Raw genomic sequence first — 16495 nt, 5'->3', positions numbered from 1 at the left:
CTGTTGCTTCCCGTCCGCCGGTGCCAGTCTCGCTTCATGCGGGGAATGACACTGCGGGAAACGGCACTGCGGGAAACGGCACTGCGGGAAACGGCACTGCGGAGAACCCGACCGCACGGAACCAGACCGCACGGAACGACACGGCGCAGGACGGCACTTAGCCCGACGGGAGGCGCGGAGCCCGGCCGCACCGGCCGCACCGGCCGGGCGCGCCTGCGGCGCACGCTCGCCGCGATCGCCGTCGCGGGCACGGCGGTCGGCGCCCTGGTGGCCTGTGAGCCGGCGACCGGGGGACTCAGTTCCGTCGCCGTGTCCGTCACCACGGACCGCACGGGCACCAGCACCCTGGAGCGCATCGGCTTCGACGTGCGCTGGCTCAGCTGCACCGCCACCCTCGACGACGCGGGCAACTCCTCGCCGTCGCCCAGCAGGACGGGTGCCGCCACCGTCGACTGCCAGGGCGAGACCGAGGCAGGACAGAAGATCACGCTCAAGGGCAAGGTGACCGAGGAGCGTTCGGGCCGGTGTGTCCGAGGCGATCTCATGGCCAGGGTGGACGGCAAGGTCGTCTTCGAGGCGACCGTCCTCGGCAACTGCTCGGCCCCGCCCAGCAGTTCGCCCCGTCCGACTCCTCCCGGCTCCGACCCACGGCCTGCCGTCACCGTCACGGTGACCGTCACCGAGACGGCCCGCCCGCCGGGGAAGTGACCCGGCCCGATCCACCCGACAGGCCCTGGCAAAGCCGTGACCCGGCGCCCCTGGCCTGCCTAGGGTGACGGTGTGACGCAGCCTGCCTACCTTCGGTATCCGCATGTCCACGGCGAGTTGATCGCCTTCACCGCAGAGGACGACGTCTGGGTCGCCCCGCTCGACGGCGGACGCGCCTGGCGCGTGAGCGCCGACAACGTGCCCGTCGACCATCCCCGTATCTCACCCGACGGCACCCGCATAGCCTGGACCTCACGCCGCGACGGCGCGCCCGAGGTGCACGTCGCGCCCGTCGACGGTGGGCCCGCCGACCGGCTGACCCACTGGGGCAGCGCCAGGACGTCCGTACGCGGCTGGACCCCGCAGGGCGAGGTCCTCGCCATCAGCACCCAGGGACAGGCCTCACTGCGCCGCACCTGGGCACGGGCGGTGCCGCTCGACGGCGGACCCGCGACGCAGCTGCCCTACGGGCCGGTCGGCGGCCTGGCGTACGGCTCCGGTGTCCTGCTGCTCTCCGCCACGATGGGCCGTGAGGCCGCGGCCTGGAAGCGCTACCGGGGCGGCACCGCGGGCAAGTTGTGGATCGACCGGGACGGCTCGGGGGAGTTCGTACGCGTCCACGAGGACATCGACGGGAACATCGAGTACCCGCTGTGGGTGGCGGGTCCGCACGCGGAAGGAGCCGAGAGGATCGCCTTCCTCTCGGACCACGAGGCCGTCGGAGCCGTCTACTCGTCCCGGCCGGACGGATCGGACCTGAGGCGGCACACCCCTCTCGGCACCGGCGACGCAGCCGACGGCTTCTACGCCCGGCACGCGGCCACCGACGGCACCCGTGTCGTGTACGCCTCCGCCGGTGAACTGTGGATCCTCGACGACCTCGACGGATCTCCGCCCCGCCGTCTCGACATCCGGCTCGGCGGACAGCGCACCGATCTGTGCCCCCGTCCCGTGAAGGCCGAACGCCACCTCGGCACCGCGGCCCCCGACCACACCGGACGCGGCAGCGCCGTGGAGATCCGCGGCGGCATCCACTGGGTCACCCACCGCGACGGGCCCGTGCGGGCGCTGGCCGTGGAGCCGGGCGTGAGGGCCCGGCTGCCCCGCGTCTTCCGGGCCGACGGCGAGGAGCAGGTCGTCTGGGTCACCGACGCGGAGGGCGAGGACGCACTGGAATTCGCCCCGGCGACCGGCCTCGCGCCCGGCGCCGCACCGCGCAGGTGGGCGGCGGGACAACTGGGCCGGGTCCTCGGTCTGGCGGTCGCGCCGGACGGCAGCCGGGCCGCCGTCGCCGCCCACGACGGGCGGGTCCTGCTCGTCGACCGCGAGACGGGAGAGGTCCGCGAGGTCGACCGCGGCGAGCACCGTGAAGCGACCGGGCTGGTCTTCTCGCCCGACTCCCGGTGGCTCGCCTGGTCGCACGCCGGACCCTCCCCGCTGCGCCAGCTCAAGCTCGCCGATGTGCGCGACCTGTCCGTCGTCGAGGCGACACCGCTCCGATTCCGGGACGAGCAGCCCGTGTTCACGCTCGACGGCAGGCATCTGGCATTCCTGTCCGAGCGCGCCTTCGACCCGGTCTACGACACCCATGTCTTCGACCTCGCGTTCGTGGGCGGCTGCCGCCCGCATCTGATCACGCTCGCGGCCACCACCCCGTCGCCGTTCGGACCGCAGCGGCACGGCCGGCCGTTCGACGATGACAAGGACCGGGGCCGGGACGGCGACGGCGAGGCGCCCGCGACCCGGATCGACCTCGACGGGCTCGCCGACCGGATCGTGCCCTTCCCGGTCGAGGCCGGCAGCTACTCCACCCTGCGCGCGGCGAAGGACGGGCTGCTGTGGCTGCGCCACCCGTTGCGCGGCACGCTGGGAGCCACCCGCGCCACCCCCGACGACGAGGGACCCACGACCGCTCTGGAGCGCTACGACCTCGTCCAGCAGCGCACCGAGGAACTCGCCGCGGACGCCGACGGGTTCTCCGTCAGTGGCGACGGCAAGCGGGTGCTGCTGCGGACCGACGACAAGCTGAAGGTCGTCCCCGCCGACCGGCGGGCGTCGCGCGACGACGACAGCGACACCAATGTCTCCGTCGACCTCTCCCGCGTCCGCCGCACCGTCGACCCGGCGGCCGAGTGGCGGCAGATGTACGACGAGGCCGGACGGCTGATGCGCGACAACTTCTGGCGCGCGGACCTCGGCGGCGTCGACTGGGACGGCGTACTGGACCGCTACCGGCCGGTGCTGTCCCGGGTGGCCACCCACGACGATCTGATGGATCTGCTGTGGGAGGTGCAGGGCGAACTCGGCACCTCGCACGCGTACATCGTCCCGCGCGGCGGGCAGGGGCCGAGCGCCCGTCGCCAGGGCCTGCTCGGCGCGGACATCTCCCGGTCGGCGGACGGCGCGTGGCGCGTCGACCGCGTCCTGCCGTCCGAGACGTCCGACCCGCGCGCCCACTCCCCGCTCGCCGCCCCCGGAGCCGCGGTGCACGCCGGCGACGCGATCCTCGCGGTGGACGGCCGGCCCGTCGACCGGATCGCCGGCCCGGGCCCGCTGCTGATCGGCACGGCGGGCAAGCCGGTCGAACTCACCGTGGCGCCCGCGGACGGCGGCGAGCCGCGCCACGCGGTCGTCGTCCCGCTCGAGGACGAGGAACCGCTGCGCTACCACGCATGGGTCGCCGACCGGCGCGCCTACGTCCACGAGCACTCCGCGGGACGCCTGGGCTATCTGCACGTCCCCGACATGCAGGCGCCGGGCTGGGCCCAGATCCACCGCGATCTGCGCGTCGAGGTGGAGCGCGACGGCCTGGTCGTGGATGTGCGGGAGAACCGCGGCGGGCACACCTCCCAGCTGGTCGTGGAGAAGCTGGCACGCCGGGTCGTGGGCTGGGCCGTGCCGCGCGGGATGGAGCCGTACAGCTATCCGGCGAACGCGCCGCGCGGCCCGGTCGTGGCGGTGGCGAACGAGTTCTCCGGCTCGGACGGCGACATCGTCAACGCGGCGATCAAGGCGCTGGGGATCGGCCCCGTCGTGGGCACCCGCACCTGGGGCGGGGTCATCGGCATCGACAACCGCTACTCCCTGGTGGACGGCACCGGAGTCACCCAGCCCAAGTACGCCTTCTGGGTGGAGGGTTACGGGTGGGGCGTGGAGAACTACGGCGTCGACCCGGACGTGGAAGTGGTGATGACCCCGCAGGACCATGCGGCGGGTCGCGATCCGCAGCTCGACGAGGCGATCCGGATGGCGCTCGCCGTCCTGGCGGAGAACCCGGCGAGGACGCCCCCGGTCCCGGACTGACATGGGTAGGGCCGGTCCTCGGGGGCTCTCCACCTGCTCCCGAGGCCGGCGCCTGCGTGCGGAAAGCTGTTTGACGACCGGCGGGGGCGGGCGGTCGGATGGCGCCCCATGAGCACAGGGCAGATGCATCCGGACCCGCACCCCGTCGACGACGACCTCGTACGGCGCCTGGTCGCCGGGCAGTTCCCGCAGTGGGCCGGCCTCCCGGTGGAGCGGTTCGCCTCCGGTGGCACCGTCAACGCCATGTACCGGCTGGGCGATCGCATGGCCGTGCGGCTGCCACTGATCGAGGGCGGAGCCGGTGACGTGTCGGGGGAGCAGGAGTGGCTGCCGCGCCTCGCGCCGCTGCTGCCCACGCCGATCCCCGAGGTGCTCGGGGCAGGGAAGCCGGCCGAGGGGTATCCGTGGCCGTGGTCGGTGCACCGGTGGCTTGCCGGGCGGCATCCCGAGGAGGGAGCGCTGAGCGAGCCCGTGCTGCTGGCCGGGGATCTGGCGCGCTTCGTGGCGGCGATGCGGAGCATCACCCTGCCGGGCGCTCCGGTGGCCCACCGCGGCGGGCCGCTCGCCTCGCTCGACGCCGAGACCCGGGCGGCGATCGAGGAACTGCGGGGGATTCCGCAGGAGGACGTCGACTGCGACGCCCTGGCCGCCGTGTGGGAGGACGGGCTGCGGGCCCCGGACCACGAAGGGCCGCCGGTGTGGCTGCACGCCGACCTGATGCCGGGCAACCTGCTGGTGGACGGGGGCAGGCTGACCGCGGTGATCGACTTCGGGTGCATGGGCGCGGGCGATCCCGCCTGCGACCTGTTCCCGGCGTGGAATCTGCTCCCCGCCGGCGCCAGGGACGTCTTCCGCGACGTGCTCGGCGTGGACGACGCGGCCTGGCGCCGCGGCCGCGCGCGGACGCTCTCACAGGCGGTGATCGCGCTGCCGTACTACCGCACGACCAACCCGGCGATGGCGCGCAACGCCCGGCACGTGATCCGCGCGGTACTGGGAGAGGACTGAGCGGGACGGAAGCCGTCCCGGGTGTCGTCCCGTCCGCCCCGAAGCCCCACCGGACGGCAAGCCCTCCTGGGCGGGCGGGTGGGGCCCGGGGGGAGGCCGGGGCGGTCGATACGATGTGGCGGGTAACCACCCCACGCGAGGAGGACCCCGGCATGGCGGGAGAACCGCAGGCTGACTGCCTGTTCTGCAAGATCGTCGCGGGGGAGGTGCCGGCCACCGTCGTACGGGACACCGAGACCGTCCTGGCCTTCCGGGACATCAATCCCCAGGCCCCGACGCACGTCCTGGTCATCCCCAAGGCCCACTACCCGGACGCCGCCGCGCTCGCCGTGGGCGCCCCCGGCCTGGCGGCCGACGTGCTGCGCGAGGCCGGCGAGATCGCCGCGCAGGAGAAGACGGTCGAGCCGGGGTACCGCATCGTCTTCAACACGGGAGCCGGAGCGGGCCAGACGGTCTTCCACGCGCACGCCCATGTGCTCGGCGGCCGCGGCCTCGAATGGCCTCCCGGATAACGGGTCGTCCATCGTGTCCGTCAGAGAACTGGTGGTCCTCGGCACCGCCAGCCAGGTACCCACCCGGCACCGCAACCACAACGGCTATCTGCTGCGGTGGGATGCCGACGGCATCCTCTTCGACCCCGGCGAGGGCACCCAGCGCCAGATGCTGCGCGCCGGGGTGGCCGCCCACGACATCAACCGGATCTGCGTCACGCACTTCCACGGCGACCACTCCCTGGGCCTCGCCGGGGTGATCCAGCGGATCAACCTCGACCGGGTCCCGCACGAGGTGTCCGCGCACTACCCGGCCAGTGGACAGAGGTTCTTCGAGAGGCTGCGGTACGCGACCGCGTACCGCGAGACGGTCTCGCTGACCGAGGCGCCGGTGGCCGCCGACGGGGTCCTGGCCACGAAGCCCTCCTACACGCTGGAAGCGCGCCGACTGTCGCACCCCGTCGAGTCGTTCGGCTACCGGCTCACCGAGCCGGACGGCCGGCGGATGCTGCCCGAGGCGCTCGCCGAGCGCGGCATCGCGGGACCCGACATCGGCCGGCTGCAACGCGAGGGCGAGGTCGGCGGTGTGCGGCTGGAGGAGGTCAGCGAGGCGAGGCCGGGTCAGCGGTTCGCGTTCGTCATGGACACCCGTCTCTGCGAGGGCGTGTACGCGCTCGCAGAGAGCTGCGACATGCTCGTCATCGAGTCGACCTTCCTCGACGAGGACGAGCATCTCGCCTCCGACCACGGGCATCTGACCGCAGGTCAGGCTGCCCGGGTGGCCCGCGACGCGGGAGTGCGGCACCTCGTGCTGACGCACTTCTCGCAGCGCTACACCGACGCGGAGGAGTTCGAGCGGCAGGCCCGCGCCGCCGGATTCGAGGCGGAACTGACCGTCGCCACCGACCTGTTGCGGGTCCCTGTCCCCAAACGACGTCCATGAACGAGGCTCGACCCGTGCCACTCCCCAAGGCCGAACTGCACCTGCACATCGAAGGCACCCTGGAACCCGGACTCGCCTTCGCGCTCGCCGCGCGCAACGGCGTGGAACTGCCCTTCAAGGACACCGAGGAGCTGCGCCACGCCTATCGCTTCGAGGATCTCCAGTCCTTCCTCGATCTCTACTACCGGCTGATGGCCGTCCTGCACACCGAGGACGACTTCGCCGAGCTCGCCGACGCCTATCTGGCCCGCGCCGCCGCCCAGGGCGTGCGCCACGCCGAGATCTTCTTCGACCCGCAGGCGCACACCTCCCGGGGGGTGCCGCTGGCGACCGTCGTCGAGGGACTGGGCCGGGCGCTCGACACGAGCGAGGAGCGCCACGGCGTCTCGACCCGTCTGATCATGTGCTTCCTGCGGGACGAGTCGGCCGCGTCGGCGATGGAGACACTGCTGGCCGCGAAGCCGTATCTGCACCGCATCGCGGGAGTCGGCCTCGACTCGGCCGAGGCGGGGCATCCTCCATCGAAGTTCCGCGAGGTGTACGAGGCGGCGGCCGACCTCGGCCTGCGCCGGGTGGCGCATGCGGGCGAGGAGGGCCCGCCCGCGTACATCAGCGAGGCGCTGGACGTGCTGGGCGTGGAGCGCGTCGACCACGGGCTGCGCTGCATGGAGGATCCGGAACTGGTCGAACGCCTGGTGCGGGACCGGGTCCCGCTGACGCTCTGCCCGCTGTCGAACGTACGCCTGCGGGCCGTGCGCACCCTTGAGGAGCACCCCCTGCCGGCCATGATGGACGCCGGTCTGATGTGCACGGTCAACTCCGACGACCCGTCCTACTTCGGCGGTTACGCGGGTGACAACTTCGACGCGGTGCGGCGCGCTCTGGGGATCGGCGAGGAACGGCTGCGGGCGCTGGCCCGCAACTCCTTCCTGGCGTCGTTCCTGGAGGACGACGAGGAGCGCCGGGCCCGGCTGATCGCCGAGGTCGACGCCTACGACTTCGGGGCCGACCCGGCGGCGTAGCGCTCAGCGCCAGTCCGGTGCGCCCTTCGTACGGGGCGCGAGCGACTCGATCTTCGCCCTGATCTCCCGCATCACCGCCACGATCCGCCGCTCGTGCTCCTCGGTGAGGCGGGCCACGGGCACCGAGCAGCTGATCGCGTCCCGTGCGGGGGAGTCGTAGCGCAGGGCGAAACCGAAGCCGCTGATGCCGAGCACGCCCTCCTCGCGGTCGACGGCGTAGCCGCGTTCCCGGACGGCGGCCAGATCGGCGGCGAGAGCCGCGCGGTCGGTACGGGTGTTGGGCGTCAGGCGCGCCAGTTCCCCTGCGGGCAGGGGCAGTTCGGCGTCGGGGCGCTCGGCGAGCAGCGCCTTGCCCAGGGCGCCCGCATGGGCGGGCAGCCGGCGGCCGACCCGGCTGAAGGTGCGCAGGTACTCGTGCGACTCGCGGGTGGCGAGGTAGACGACGTCCGGGCCGTCGAGCCGCGCCAGATGAATGGTCTCGCCGAGCGCGTCCGAGGCTTCGTCCAGATAGGGGCGCACGGCGCCGACCCGCGTGTCGCTGTCCAGATAGCTGGTGCCGGTGAGCAGGGCGCGGATGCCGATGCCGTACAGCGAGCCGGTGGCGTCGGTGCGGACCCAGCCGCGGTCGATGAGCGTCTTCAGCAGGGCGTACATGCTGCTGCGCGGTACGCCCAGCTCATCGGCGAGTTCGCGCAGCCGCGCCGGGCGCTCGCCGCGCGCCGCGAGCACCTCCAGCAGGTCGACCGTGCGGGCCGCCGACTTCACCTCGCGTACCCCGCCGGTCTGCGGTCCCGTTCCCGGCCCGGCGGACGGTCCCGCCCCGGATTCCGTCTCCGACATGCGCCGATCGTAAGCGGCGGGGCCCGCCCCATTGACGGTCCCTGTCCATCTATCTAACCTCCATTCTCATCCGTGTATGTCATCTACATAGGGAGACAGGTATGGGGCAGGGCACGGACCTGGACGAACGGCGGACGGCGGACGCCGAGGTGGCCGCCCGACTGCGGGACGGCATGGCGCGCGGGGTGCTCTCCTTCCCGCTCACCAGCTTCCGCGCGGACGGCGGCCTGGACCCCGACGGCTGCCGTGAGCACCTCGCCGCACAGGCCGCGACAGGCCCGGGCGCGCTCTTCCCCGCCTGCGGCACCGGCGAGTTCTTCTCGCTCGACGAGGACGAGTACCGGCAGGTCGTGACCGCCGCCGTCGAGGCCGCCGCCGGACGCCTGCCCGTCGTCGCGGGCATCGGCTACGGCTGGGCCCAGGCCGTGCGTTTCGCCCGTATCGCCGAGGAGGCGGGCGCGGACGCCGCGCTGGCCCTGCCCCACTACCTGGTGAGGGCCCCGCAGGAAGGGCTCGTCGAGCACCTGCGACGGATCACCCGCGCCACCCGCCTGCCACTGATCGCCTACCAGCGCGGTCAGGTCGCCTACACCGCCGACTCCGTACGCCGGATCGCCGCGCTCCCCGGCGTCATCGGGCTCAAGGACGGCCACGGCGACCTCGACCTGGTGCAGCGCCAACGCCTCGCCGCACCGGCGGAGTTCCTGTTCTTCAACGGCGCCGCCACCGCCGAGGTCCAGGCCCGGCAGTACGCCTCCATCGGCGTCGGCGCCTACTCCTCCGCCGTCCACGCGTTCGCGCCCGAGATCGCCGACGCGTTCTTCGCCGCGCACCGCGACGGCGACGACCGTACCGTCGAACGGCTGCTGCGCGGCTTCTACGTACCGCTCGTCGAACTGCGCGACCGGGTACCCGGATACGCCGTGTCGCTGGTCAAGGCGGCGGCCCGGCTGCGCGGAAAACCCGTCGGGCCGGTACGCGCGCCCCTGACCGAGCCGGGACCCGACGATCTCGCCGCCCTCGAAGCACTGCTCGCAGACGGACTCGACCTGGCAGGAGCCACGGCATGACCCACGACCTGACGATCACCGAGGTGCGCCTCACCCCGATCCTCGTCGCCGACCCGCCGCTGCTCAACACCCAGGGTGTGCACCAGCCCTACACGCCCCGGCTGATCATCGAGGTCGTCACCGCGGACGGGGTGACCGGTGTCGGCGAGACGTACGGCGACACCAAGTACATCGACCTGGCCGACCCGCTCGCCGATGCCCTCCCCGGCTGCCGGATCGACGACGTGAACGGGCTGCACCGGCTCGCCGACCTGGTCTGCGCGGACTCGCCGGAGGCCACCGGCGCCGACGCGGTGGACGCCGGCGGCCTGCGTGGTGTGCAGACCGCCGACAAACTGCGGCTCTCGGTCGTCTCCGGCTTCGAGGTCGCCCTCCTCGACGCGCTCGGCAGGACGCTCGGGCTGCCCGTGCACGCGCTGCTGGGCGGCAAGGTCCGCGACGTCGTCGACTACAGCGCCTATCTCTTCTACCGCTGGGCCGAACACCCGGGCGGCGCGGGGGAGTCCGACGACTGGGGAGCGGCTCTCGACCCGGCCGGCATCGTGGCCCAGGCCCGCCGCTTCGCGCGCGCGTACGGCTTCGGGTCCTTCAAGCTGAAGGGCGGCGTCTTCGACCCGGACGAGGAGATCGCCGCCGTACGGGCTCTCGCGGAGGCGTTCCCCGGGCAGCCGCTGCGGCTGGACCCCAACGGCGCGTGGTCCGTGGAGACCTCGCTGAGGGTCGCCGCCGAACTCGGCGACGTCCTGGAGTATCTGGAGGACCCGGCCGCCACGACCGACCGGATGGCGCGGGTCGCGGCCGGGACCGGGGTGCCGCTCGCGACGAACATGTGCGTGACGACCTTCGCCGAGATCCCGGAGGCGTTCTCGCGCGGCGCCGTCCAGGTCGTCCTCTCCGACCACCACTACTGGGGCGGACTGCGCAACACCCGTGAACTGGCCGCGATCTGCCGCACGTTCGGGGTCGGACTGTCCATGCACTCCAACACCCATCTGGGCATCAGCCTCGCCGCGATGACGCACGTGGCGGCCGTCGTCCCCAACCTCGACTACGCCTGCGACAGCCACTACCCCTGGCAGACCGAGGATGTCGTCACCGAGCGCCCGGAGTTCAAGGACGGCCGCCTCGCCGTCAGCGACCTCCCCGGCCTCGGCGTGGAACTGGACCAGGACCGGCTCGCCCGTCTCCACCGGCGCTGGAAGGACGACGACGGCACGATGCGCGACCGCGACGACGCGGCGGCGATGCGGGTGGCGGACCCGGACTGGTCGGCGCCGGCGGTCCCGCGCTGGTAGACCCGTCCGGCCGGCCGGGCCGGTGGACCCCGCACTCCGCCGGACCCGTGCCCCCGTGCTCCCGCCGACGGCTCACCTCGTCACCGGTGCAGATCAGGCAGACTGGCCAGATCTGCACCACGTACGGGAGCGGCACGGTGATCAGTCGACACGCACACCAGACGGACGGCGGAGGCACCTGCCTCGACCCCCTCAAGGCCCTCAGGACCCCCTCCGATCCGCCCTGCGACGTCTACCTCACGGGGACCGTCTTCCTCGACATCATCTTCACGGGCCTCGGCTCCGCCCCCGTCCGCGGCACCGAGTCCTGGGCCCGCGGCATGGGTTCCAGCCCGGGCGGGGTCGCCAACATGGCCACCGCGCTCGCCCGGCTCGGACTGCACACCTCGCTCGCCGCCGCCTTCGGGGACGACCACTACGGCGAGTACTGCTGGGACGCCCTCGAACAGGGCGAGGGCATCGACCTCTCCCTCTCCCGGACCGTGCCCGGCTGGCACTCACCCGTCACCGTCTCCATGGCGTACGAGGGCGAGCGCACGATGGTCTCCCACGGGCACGAGGCCCCGCCGCCCGAGCCCGCGCCCGACTGCCCCCCACCCGCCCGGGCCGCCATCGCCTCGCTCACACCCGGCGGGGACGAGTGGGTCGCCCAGGCCGCCCGCAAGGGCACCCGGGTCTTCGCCGACTGCGGCTGGGACGACACGGGCCGCTGGGACCCGGCCGACCTCGCGGATCTGAGGCACTGCGAGGCCTTCCTGCCGAACGCGGAGGAGGCGATGCGCTACACCCGCACCGACTGCCCCCGCGCCGCCGCCCACGCCCTCACCGAGCACGTACCGCTCGCCGTCGTCACCCTCGGTGCCGAGGGCGCGTACGCGGTCGACGGCGCGACCGGCGAGAGCGCGCAGGTTCCGGCCATCGCGGTGGAGGCCCTCGACCCGACCGGGGCGGGTGACGTGTTCGTGGCCGGATACGTCACCGGGACGCTCGCCGGCTGGCCGCTCGCCGACCGGCTCGCCTTCGCCGGGCTGACCGCGGCCCTGTCGGTGCAGGAGTTCGGCGGCTCGCTCTCCGCCCCCGGCTGGTCCGAGATCGCGGCCTGGTGGCAGCGCGTCCAGGCCCTCACCGACCAGGACCCGGCCGCCCTGCGCCGGTACACCTTCCTCGACGACCTGCTGCCCGCGCCGGTCAGGCCCTGGCCGCTGCGCAGGGCCGTGCCGACGATCGGTTTCCGCAGCCCGGCCTGACCCCCCGGCGGGGGAGCGCGGTATCCCCCCGGAAAAGCCCTCGGCCTTGTCAGTGCCGCGTCGTACGCTTGTGTTCCAGAGGTTGTCGAGCAGCGAGAACCCTGCAACGGGAGGTATGTGCAGGCCACAGAGCCGGCCCATGACTCAGACACCCAAAGCCCACACCCGTCCCCAGCGCCCTGGGGGCGCGGGGGAATCCCAGGCGCCGGGGCAGGCACGAGCCCACTTCACCGTTCCCGCCAAGCATCCGATGGTGACGGTCCTCGGCTCGGGTGATGTCCTCCTGCGCGTGATCGAGAAGGCCTTCCCGGCGGCCGACATCCATGTCCGGGGCAATCAGGTCAGCGCGATCGGGGACGCGACGGAGGTCGCCCTCATCCAGCGCCTGTTCGACGAGATGATGCTCGTGCTCCGCACCGGGCAGCCGATGACGGAGGACGCAGTGGAACGCTCGATCGCCATGCTCAGGGCGGGCGAGAACGGCAACGGCGACGGGGCCGAGACCCCCGCCGAGGTGCTCACCCAGAACATCCTCTCCAGCCGCGGCCGGACCATCCGCCCCAAGACGCTCAACCAGAAGCGGTACGTCGACGCCATCGACAAGCACACGATCGTGTTCGGCATCGGCCCCGCCGGTACCGGCAAGACGTATCTCGCCATGGCGAAGGCGGTCCAGGCCCTGCAGTCCAAGCAGGTCAACCGGATCATCCTGACCCGGCCGGCCGTGGAGGCGGGCGAGCGGCTCGGCTTCCTGCCGGGCACGCTCTACGAGAAGATCGACCCGTATCTGCGCCCGCTGTACGACGCGTTGCACGACATGCTCGACCCCAACTCCATCCCCCGGCTGATGGCCGCGGGCACGATCGAGGTCGCGCCGCTGGCGTACATGCGTGGGCGCGCTCAACCAGTCTTCACCAAGGTCCTGACACCGGACGGATTCCGGTCCATCGGGGACCTCGAAGTGGGTGACCTGGTGATCGGCTCGAACGGCGAGCCGACTCCGGTCCTCGGCGTGTATCCGCAGGGTGAGAAGGACATCTACCGCGTCACCGCTCAGGATGGGTCCTCGACCCTGTGCTGCGGAGAGCATCTCTGGACGGTCCGGACCGCCGCTGACCGCCGTCGCGACAAGCCGTGGCGGGTCCTGGAGACGCAGGAGATGATCGGCAACCTCCGCGCTGCGCACGCACGGAGGTACGAACTGCCGATGCTGACAGCACCGGTCAGCCTTCCCGAGCAAGCCGTGCCCATGGATCCGTACGCCCTGGGCCTCCTTCTCGGCGACGGTTGCCTGACAGGTAGGGCGACGCCTTCGTTCTCCACCGAGGACACGGCACTCGCCGATGCTTTGGATGCGGCGCTGCCAGGCGTCACGGTGCGACGGAAGGATCCCGTCAACTACACCCTCAACCGGGTGCGGGAGCCGGGCGACGTGATGACCCGGGAGAACCCGGTCACTGCTGTGCTGCGTGCCCTGGATCTGCTCGGCACCCGGTCGCACTCGAAGTTCGTCCCGGACGTCTACGTCGACAACTGCGCCGACGTCCGTCTGGCCGTACTTCAGGGGCTGCTGGACGCTGACGGTGGTCCGGTCGTCCAGGCCGGCCGGACGTGCCGCATCCAGTACACGACCACCTCGATCCTGCTCAGGGACGATGTGGTCTCGTTGGTTCAGTCGCTGGGCGGCGTCGCTTACACGCGCCGTCGGCAGGCCGAAGGCCGGACGCCGGGCCGGGCCAAGGGGCGCGCCGTCCATCACCGCTATGACGCGCACATCGTCAACATTCGGCTGCCGGTCGGCGTCGAGCCATTCCGTCTTGCCCGGAAGAGGGACAGCTACCACGCGGCCGGAGGCGGTGGCCGCCCGATGCGCTTCATCGATTCCATCGAGCCCGCGGGCAGCGAGGAGACTGTGTGCATCCAGGTTGCTGCCGAGGACTCGCTGTACGTCACGGAGGACTACCTGTTGACGCACAACACCCTGAATGACGCGTTCATCATCCTCGACGAGGCGCAGAACACCAGCGCCGAGCAGATGAAGATGTTCCTGACCCGCCTCGGCTTCGACTCGAAGATCGTCATCACCGGTGACGTCACCCAGGTCGACCTGCCGAACGGGACGAAGAGCGGTCTGCGACAGGTCCAGGACATCCTGGACGGCGTCGAGGACGTGCACTTCTCCCGGCTCACGAGCCAGGATGTCGTCCGGCACAAGCTCGTCGGCCGTATCGTCGACGCGTACGAGAAGTACGACGACCGCAACGGGAAGCAGTAGCAGCGCACCATGTCGATCGACGTCAACAACGAGTCCGGAACCGAGGTCGACGAGCAGGCGGTCCTCGATGTCGCCCGCTACGCCCTCGCGCGGATGCGAATCCACCCGCTCTCCGAGCTCTCGGTGATCGTCGTGGACGCCGAAGCCATGGAGCAGTTGCACATCCAGTGGATGGACCTGCCGGGTCCGACGGATGTCATGTCCTTCCCGATGGACGAGCTGCGTCCGCCGGTCAAGGACGACGAGGAGCCCCCGCAGGGGCTCCTCGGTGACATCGTGCTCTGCCCCGAGGTGGCCAAGAAGCAGGGCGAGGAAGCTCCGACGCAGCACTCCATGGACGAGGAGCTCCAGCTCCTGACCGTCCATGGTGTGCTGCACCTGCTGGGGTACGACCACGAGGAGCCGGACGAGAAGGCCGAGATGTTCGGCCTCCAGGCGGCGATCATCGACGGCTGGCGGGCGGAGAAGGGCCACACCGGCCCCTCCCCGGCGCCGACCGTTTCATGAGCGCCCCCCTGGTCTTCGGCGCGGTCCTGCTGGTCGTCGTCGCGTGGCTCGCTGCGTGCGCGGAAGCGGGCATCGCCCGCACCTCCAGCTTCCGCGCCGCCGAGGCCGTCCGCTCCGGCCGCCGTGGCGCCGACAAGCTGGAGCAGGTCGCCGCCGACCCCACCCGCTATCTGAACGTCGCACTGCTGGTGCGGGTGGCCTGCGAGATGGCGGCCGGCGTCCTGGTGACCTACGCCTGCCTCCAGGAGTTCACCGAGACCTGGGAGGCGCTGACCGTCGCCATCGGTGTGATGGTCCTCGTCTCGTACGTCGCCGTGGGCGTCTCGCCGCGCACCATCGGCCGCCAGCACCCGCTGAACACGGCGACGGCCGCCGCGTACGTCCTGCTGCCGCTGGCCCGGATCATGGGGCCGGTGCCCCAGCTGCTGATCCTCATCGGCAACGCGCTCACGCCCGGCAAGGGCTTCCGCAAGGGCCCGTTCGCGAGCGAGGCCGAACTGCGGGCCATGGTCGACCTCGCCGAGCAGGAGTCCCTCATCGAGGACGACGAGCGCCGGATGGTGCACTCCGTCTTCGAGCTCGGTGACACCCTCGTCCGCGAAGTGATGGTGCCGCGCACCGACCTGGTCTCCATCGAGCGCTACAAGACCGTCCGCCAGGCCCTCACCCTCGCGCTGCGTTCCGGCTTCTCGCGCATCCCCGTCACGGGCGAGAACGAGGACGACATCGTGGGCGTCGTCTACCTCAAGGACCTGGTGCGCAAGACGCACATCAACCGCGACGCGGAGGCCGATCTGGTCTCCACGGCGATGCGGCCCGCCGTCTTCGTGCCCGACACCAAGAACGCCGGCGACCTGCTGCGCGAGATGCAGCAGAAGCGCAACCACGTCGCCGTCGTCATCGACGAGTACGGCGGCACCGCCGGCATCGTCACCATCGAGGACATCCTGGAGGAGATCGTCGGCGAGATCACCGACGAGTACGACCGGGAACTGCCGCCGATCGAGGAACTGGGCGACGGCCGCTTCCGCGTCACCGCACGGCTCGACATCGGCGATCTGGGCGAGCTGTACGGCCTCGACGAACTGGACGACGAGGACGTGGAGACCGTCGGCGGTCTGCTGGCGAAGGCGCTCGGCAGGGTGCCGATCGCCGGTGCGTCCGCGACCGTCGACCTGCCGGACGGGCGTGCGCTGCGCCTGACCGCCGAGTCCCCGGCCGGCCGTCGGAACAAGATCGTCACGGTGCTGGCGGAGCCGATGCCGCAGAGCCCCGAGGGGGAGAACGCCGCATGACGCCGAGCGAACTGAGAGCGTTCTGCCTGGAGTTCAACGACGCGGCCGAGGAGTTCCCCTTCGGACCCGAGACATCGGTGTTCAAGGTCGCCGGAAAGCTGTTCGCGCTCTCCGCGCTGGACGGGGAGCCGCTGACGGTGAACCTGAAGTGCGAGCCGGAGATGGCCGTGCAGCTGCGGGCGGAGCACCCGGAGATCGTGCCGGGCTGGCACATGAACAAGCGCCACTGGAACACGGTGACGGTGGGAGAGCTCCCGGACCGGCTCGTCCGGGAGCTGATCGAGGACAGTTACGACCTGGTGGTGGCCGGGCTGCCGAAGGCGGTCCGGCTGCGGCTGGACCGCGCCTGAGCCTCCGGGGCCACCGAGCCGCGGCCCGACTCCCGGAGACCGAAGTCCCCCTGCCGGGCGTCCACTTCAGCGACCAGCCCGGCGCATGCATGCACACGATGTACCCCATCGCGGGCTGACCTGGACGAATGTGTATCCTCT

The 16495-nt window shown here is 71.9% G+C and carries 14 protein-coding genes; 13 read left to right on the top strand and 1 reads right to left on the bottom strand.

Annotation, left to right across the window (positions count from 1 at the left end):
• Positions 1–36 precede the first annotated feature (36 nt).
• From ACFWU3_RS11555 to ACFWU3_RS11530, 6 genes are all read left to right on the top strand, one after another.
• Positions 37–708, top strand: coding sequence for a hypothetical protein (locus tag ACFWU3_RS11555; protein ID WP_384434690.1), 672 nt, complete (start codon positions 37–39; stop codon positions 706–708).
• A gap of 72 nt (positions 709–780) precedes the next feature.
• Complete coding sequence (locus tag ACFWU3_RS11550; RefSeq protein ID WP_384434687.1) at positions 781–4011, top strand: S41 family peptidase; 3231 nt, start codon at positions 781–783, stop codon at positions 4009–4011.
• 108 nt (positions 4012–4119) lie between these two features.
• On the top strand, positions 4120–5019 hold the full coding sequence (locus tag ACFWU3_RS11545; protein ID WP_384434684.1) for an aminoglycoside phosphotransferase family protein: 900 nt from the start codon (positions 4120–4122) through the stop codon (positions 5017–5019).
• Positions 5020–5171: 152 nt separating this feature from the next.
• Entirely contained in the window at positions 5172–5531 is a 360-nt protein-coding gene (locus ACFWU3_RS11540) for a histidine triad nucleotide-binding protein (RefSeq protein WP_384434681.1), read from the top strand.
• 13 nt (positions 5532–5544) lie between these two features.
• A complete protein-coding gene (locus tag ACFWU3_RS11535; protein WP_384434678.1) occupies positions 5545–6453 on the top strand; it encodes a ribonuclease Z in 909 nt (302 codons plus the stop codon).
• Between the two features lie 14 nt (positions 6454–6467).
• Complete coding sequence (locus ACFWU3_RS11530; protein WP_384434675.1) at positions 6468–7475, top strand: adenosine deaminase; 1008 nt, start codon at positions 6468–6470, stop codon at positions 7473–7475.
• 3 nt (positions 7476–7478) lie between these two features.
• On the opposite strand, the gene ACFWU3_RS11525 is transcribed toward ACFWU3_RS11530, so the two are convergent.
• A complete protein-coding gene (locus ACFWU3_RS11525; protein WP_384434672.1) occupies positions 7479–8315 on the bottom strand; it encodes an IclR family transcriptional regulator in 837 nt (278 codons plus the stop codon).
• 101 nt (positions 8316–8416) lie between these two features.
• Between ACFWU3_RS11525 and ACFWU3_RS11520 the strand changes: the two genes are divergently transcribed.
• The 7 genes from ACFWU3_RS11520 to ACFWU3_RS11490 all read left to right on the top strand — a co-directional run bounded on the left by ACFWU3_RS11520 (position 8417) and on the right by ACFWU3_RS11490 (position 16354).
• Positions 8417–9385, top strand: coding sequence for a 5-dehydro-4-deoxyglucarate dehydratase (locus ACFWU3_RS11520; RefSeq protein WP_384434669.1), 969 nt, complete (start codon positions 8417–8419; stop codon positions 9383–9385).
• A complete protein-coding gene (locus ACFWU3_RS11515) occupies positions 9382–10680 on the top strand; it encodes a glucarate dehydratase family protein (protein ID WP_384434666.1) in 1299 nt (432 codons plus the stop codon). The genes ACFWU3_RS11520 and ACFWU3_RS11515 overlap by 4 nt, the downstream gene beginning before the upstream one ends.
• 137 nt (positions 10681–10817) lie before the next feature.
• The gene (locus ACFWU3_RS11510) at positions 10818–11927 is read left to right on the top strand and encodes a carbohydrate kinase family protein (protein WP_384434663.1); all 1110 of its coding nucleotides are present in this window, start codon (positions 10818–10820) and stop codon (positions 11925–11927) included.
• A 139-nt stretch (positions 11928–12066) separates the two neighbouring features.
• The gene (locus tag ACFWU3_RS11505) at positions 12067–14202 is read left to right on the top strand and encodes a PhoH family protein (RefSeq protein WP_384434659.1); all 2136 of its coding nucleotides are present in this window, start codon (positions 12067–12069) and stop codon (positions 14200–14202) included.
• Between the two features lie 9 nt (positions 14203–14211).
• The gene (ybeY, locus tag ACFWU3_RS11500) at positions 14212–14709 is read left to right on the top strand and encodes an rRNA maturation RNase YbeY (protein ID WP_313946396.1); all 498 of its coding nucleotides are present in this window, start codon (positions 14212–14214) and stop codon (positions 14707–14709) included.
• On the top strand, positions 14706–16004 hold the full coding sequence (locus ACFWU3_RS11495; protein WP_384434656.1) for a hemolysin family protein: 1299 nt from the start codon (positions 14706–14708) through the stop codon (positions 16002–16004). Before ybeY ends, ACFWU3_RS11495 begins: the two co-directional genes overlap by 4 nt.
• The gene (locus ACFWU3_RS11490) at positions 16001–16354 is read left to right on the top strand and encodes an MmcQ/YjbR family DNA-binding protein (RefSeq protein ID WP_384434653.1); all 354 of its coding nucleotides are present in this window, start codon (positions 16001–16003) and stop codon (positions 16352–16354) included. The genes ACFWU3_RS11495 and ACFWU3_RS11490 overlap by 4 nt, the downstream gene beginning before the upstream one ends.
• Positions 16355–16495 lie beyond the last annotated feature (141 nt).

Origin of the sequence: Streptomyces sp. NPDC058685 (assembly GCF_042714725.1) — a bacterium.
Taxonomy (GTDB): Bacteria; Actinomycetota; Actinomycetes; order Streptomycetales; family Streptomycetaceae; genus Streptomyces.
Note: the sequence above shows the minus strand (reverse complement) of the source record. Positions and strands in the feature narration are given on the sequence as shown.

Coding starts and splice junctions, on each gene's coding strand:
- ACFWU3_RS11490 (WP_384434653.1), top strand. CDS start 16,001: ATGACGCCGAGCGAACTGAGAGCGTTCTGCCTGGAGTTCAACGACGCG.
- ACFWU3_RS11495 (WP_384434656.1), top strand. CDS start 14,706: ATGAGCGCCCCCCTGGTCTTCGGCGCGGTCCTGCTGGTCGTCGTCGCG.
- ACFWU3_RS11545 (WP_384434684.1), top strand. CDS start 4,120: ATGAGCACAGGGCAGATGCATCCGGACCCGCACCCCGTCGACGACGAC.
- ACFWU3_RS11505 (WP_384434659.1), top strand. CDS start 12,067: ATGACTCAGACACCCAAAGCCCACACCCGTCCCCAGCGCCCTGGGGGC.
- ACFWU3_RS11555 (WP_384434690.1), top strand. CDS start 37: ATGCGGGGAATGACACTGCGGGAAACGGCACTGCGGGAAACGGCACTG.
- ACFWU3_RS11540 (WP_384434681.1), top strand. CDS start 5,172: ATGGCGGGAGAACCGCAGGCTGACTGCCTGTTCTGCAAGATCGTCGCG.
- ACFWU3_RS11515 (WP_384434666.1), top strand. CDS start 9,382: ATGACCCACGACCTGACGATCACCGAGGTGCGCCTCACCCCGATCCTC.
- ACFWU3_RS11520 (WP_384434669.1), top strand. CDS start 8,417: ATGGGGCAGGGCACGGACCTGGACGAACGGCGGACGGCGGACGCCGAG.
- ybeY (WP_313946396.1), top strand. CDS start 14,212: ATGTCGATCGACGTCAACAACGAGTCCGGAACCGAGGTCGACGAGCAG.
- ACFWU3_RS11525 (WP_384434672.1), bottom strand. CDS start 8,315: ATGTCGGAGACGGAATCCGGGGCGGGACCGTCCGCCGGGCCGGGAACG.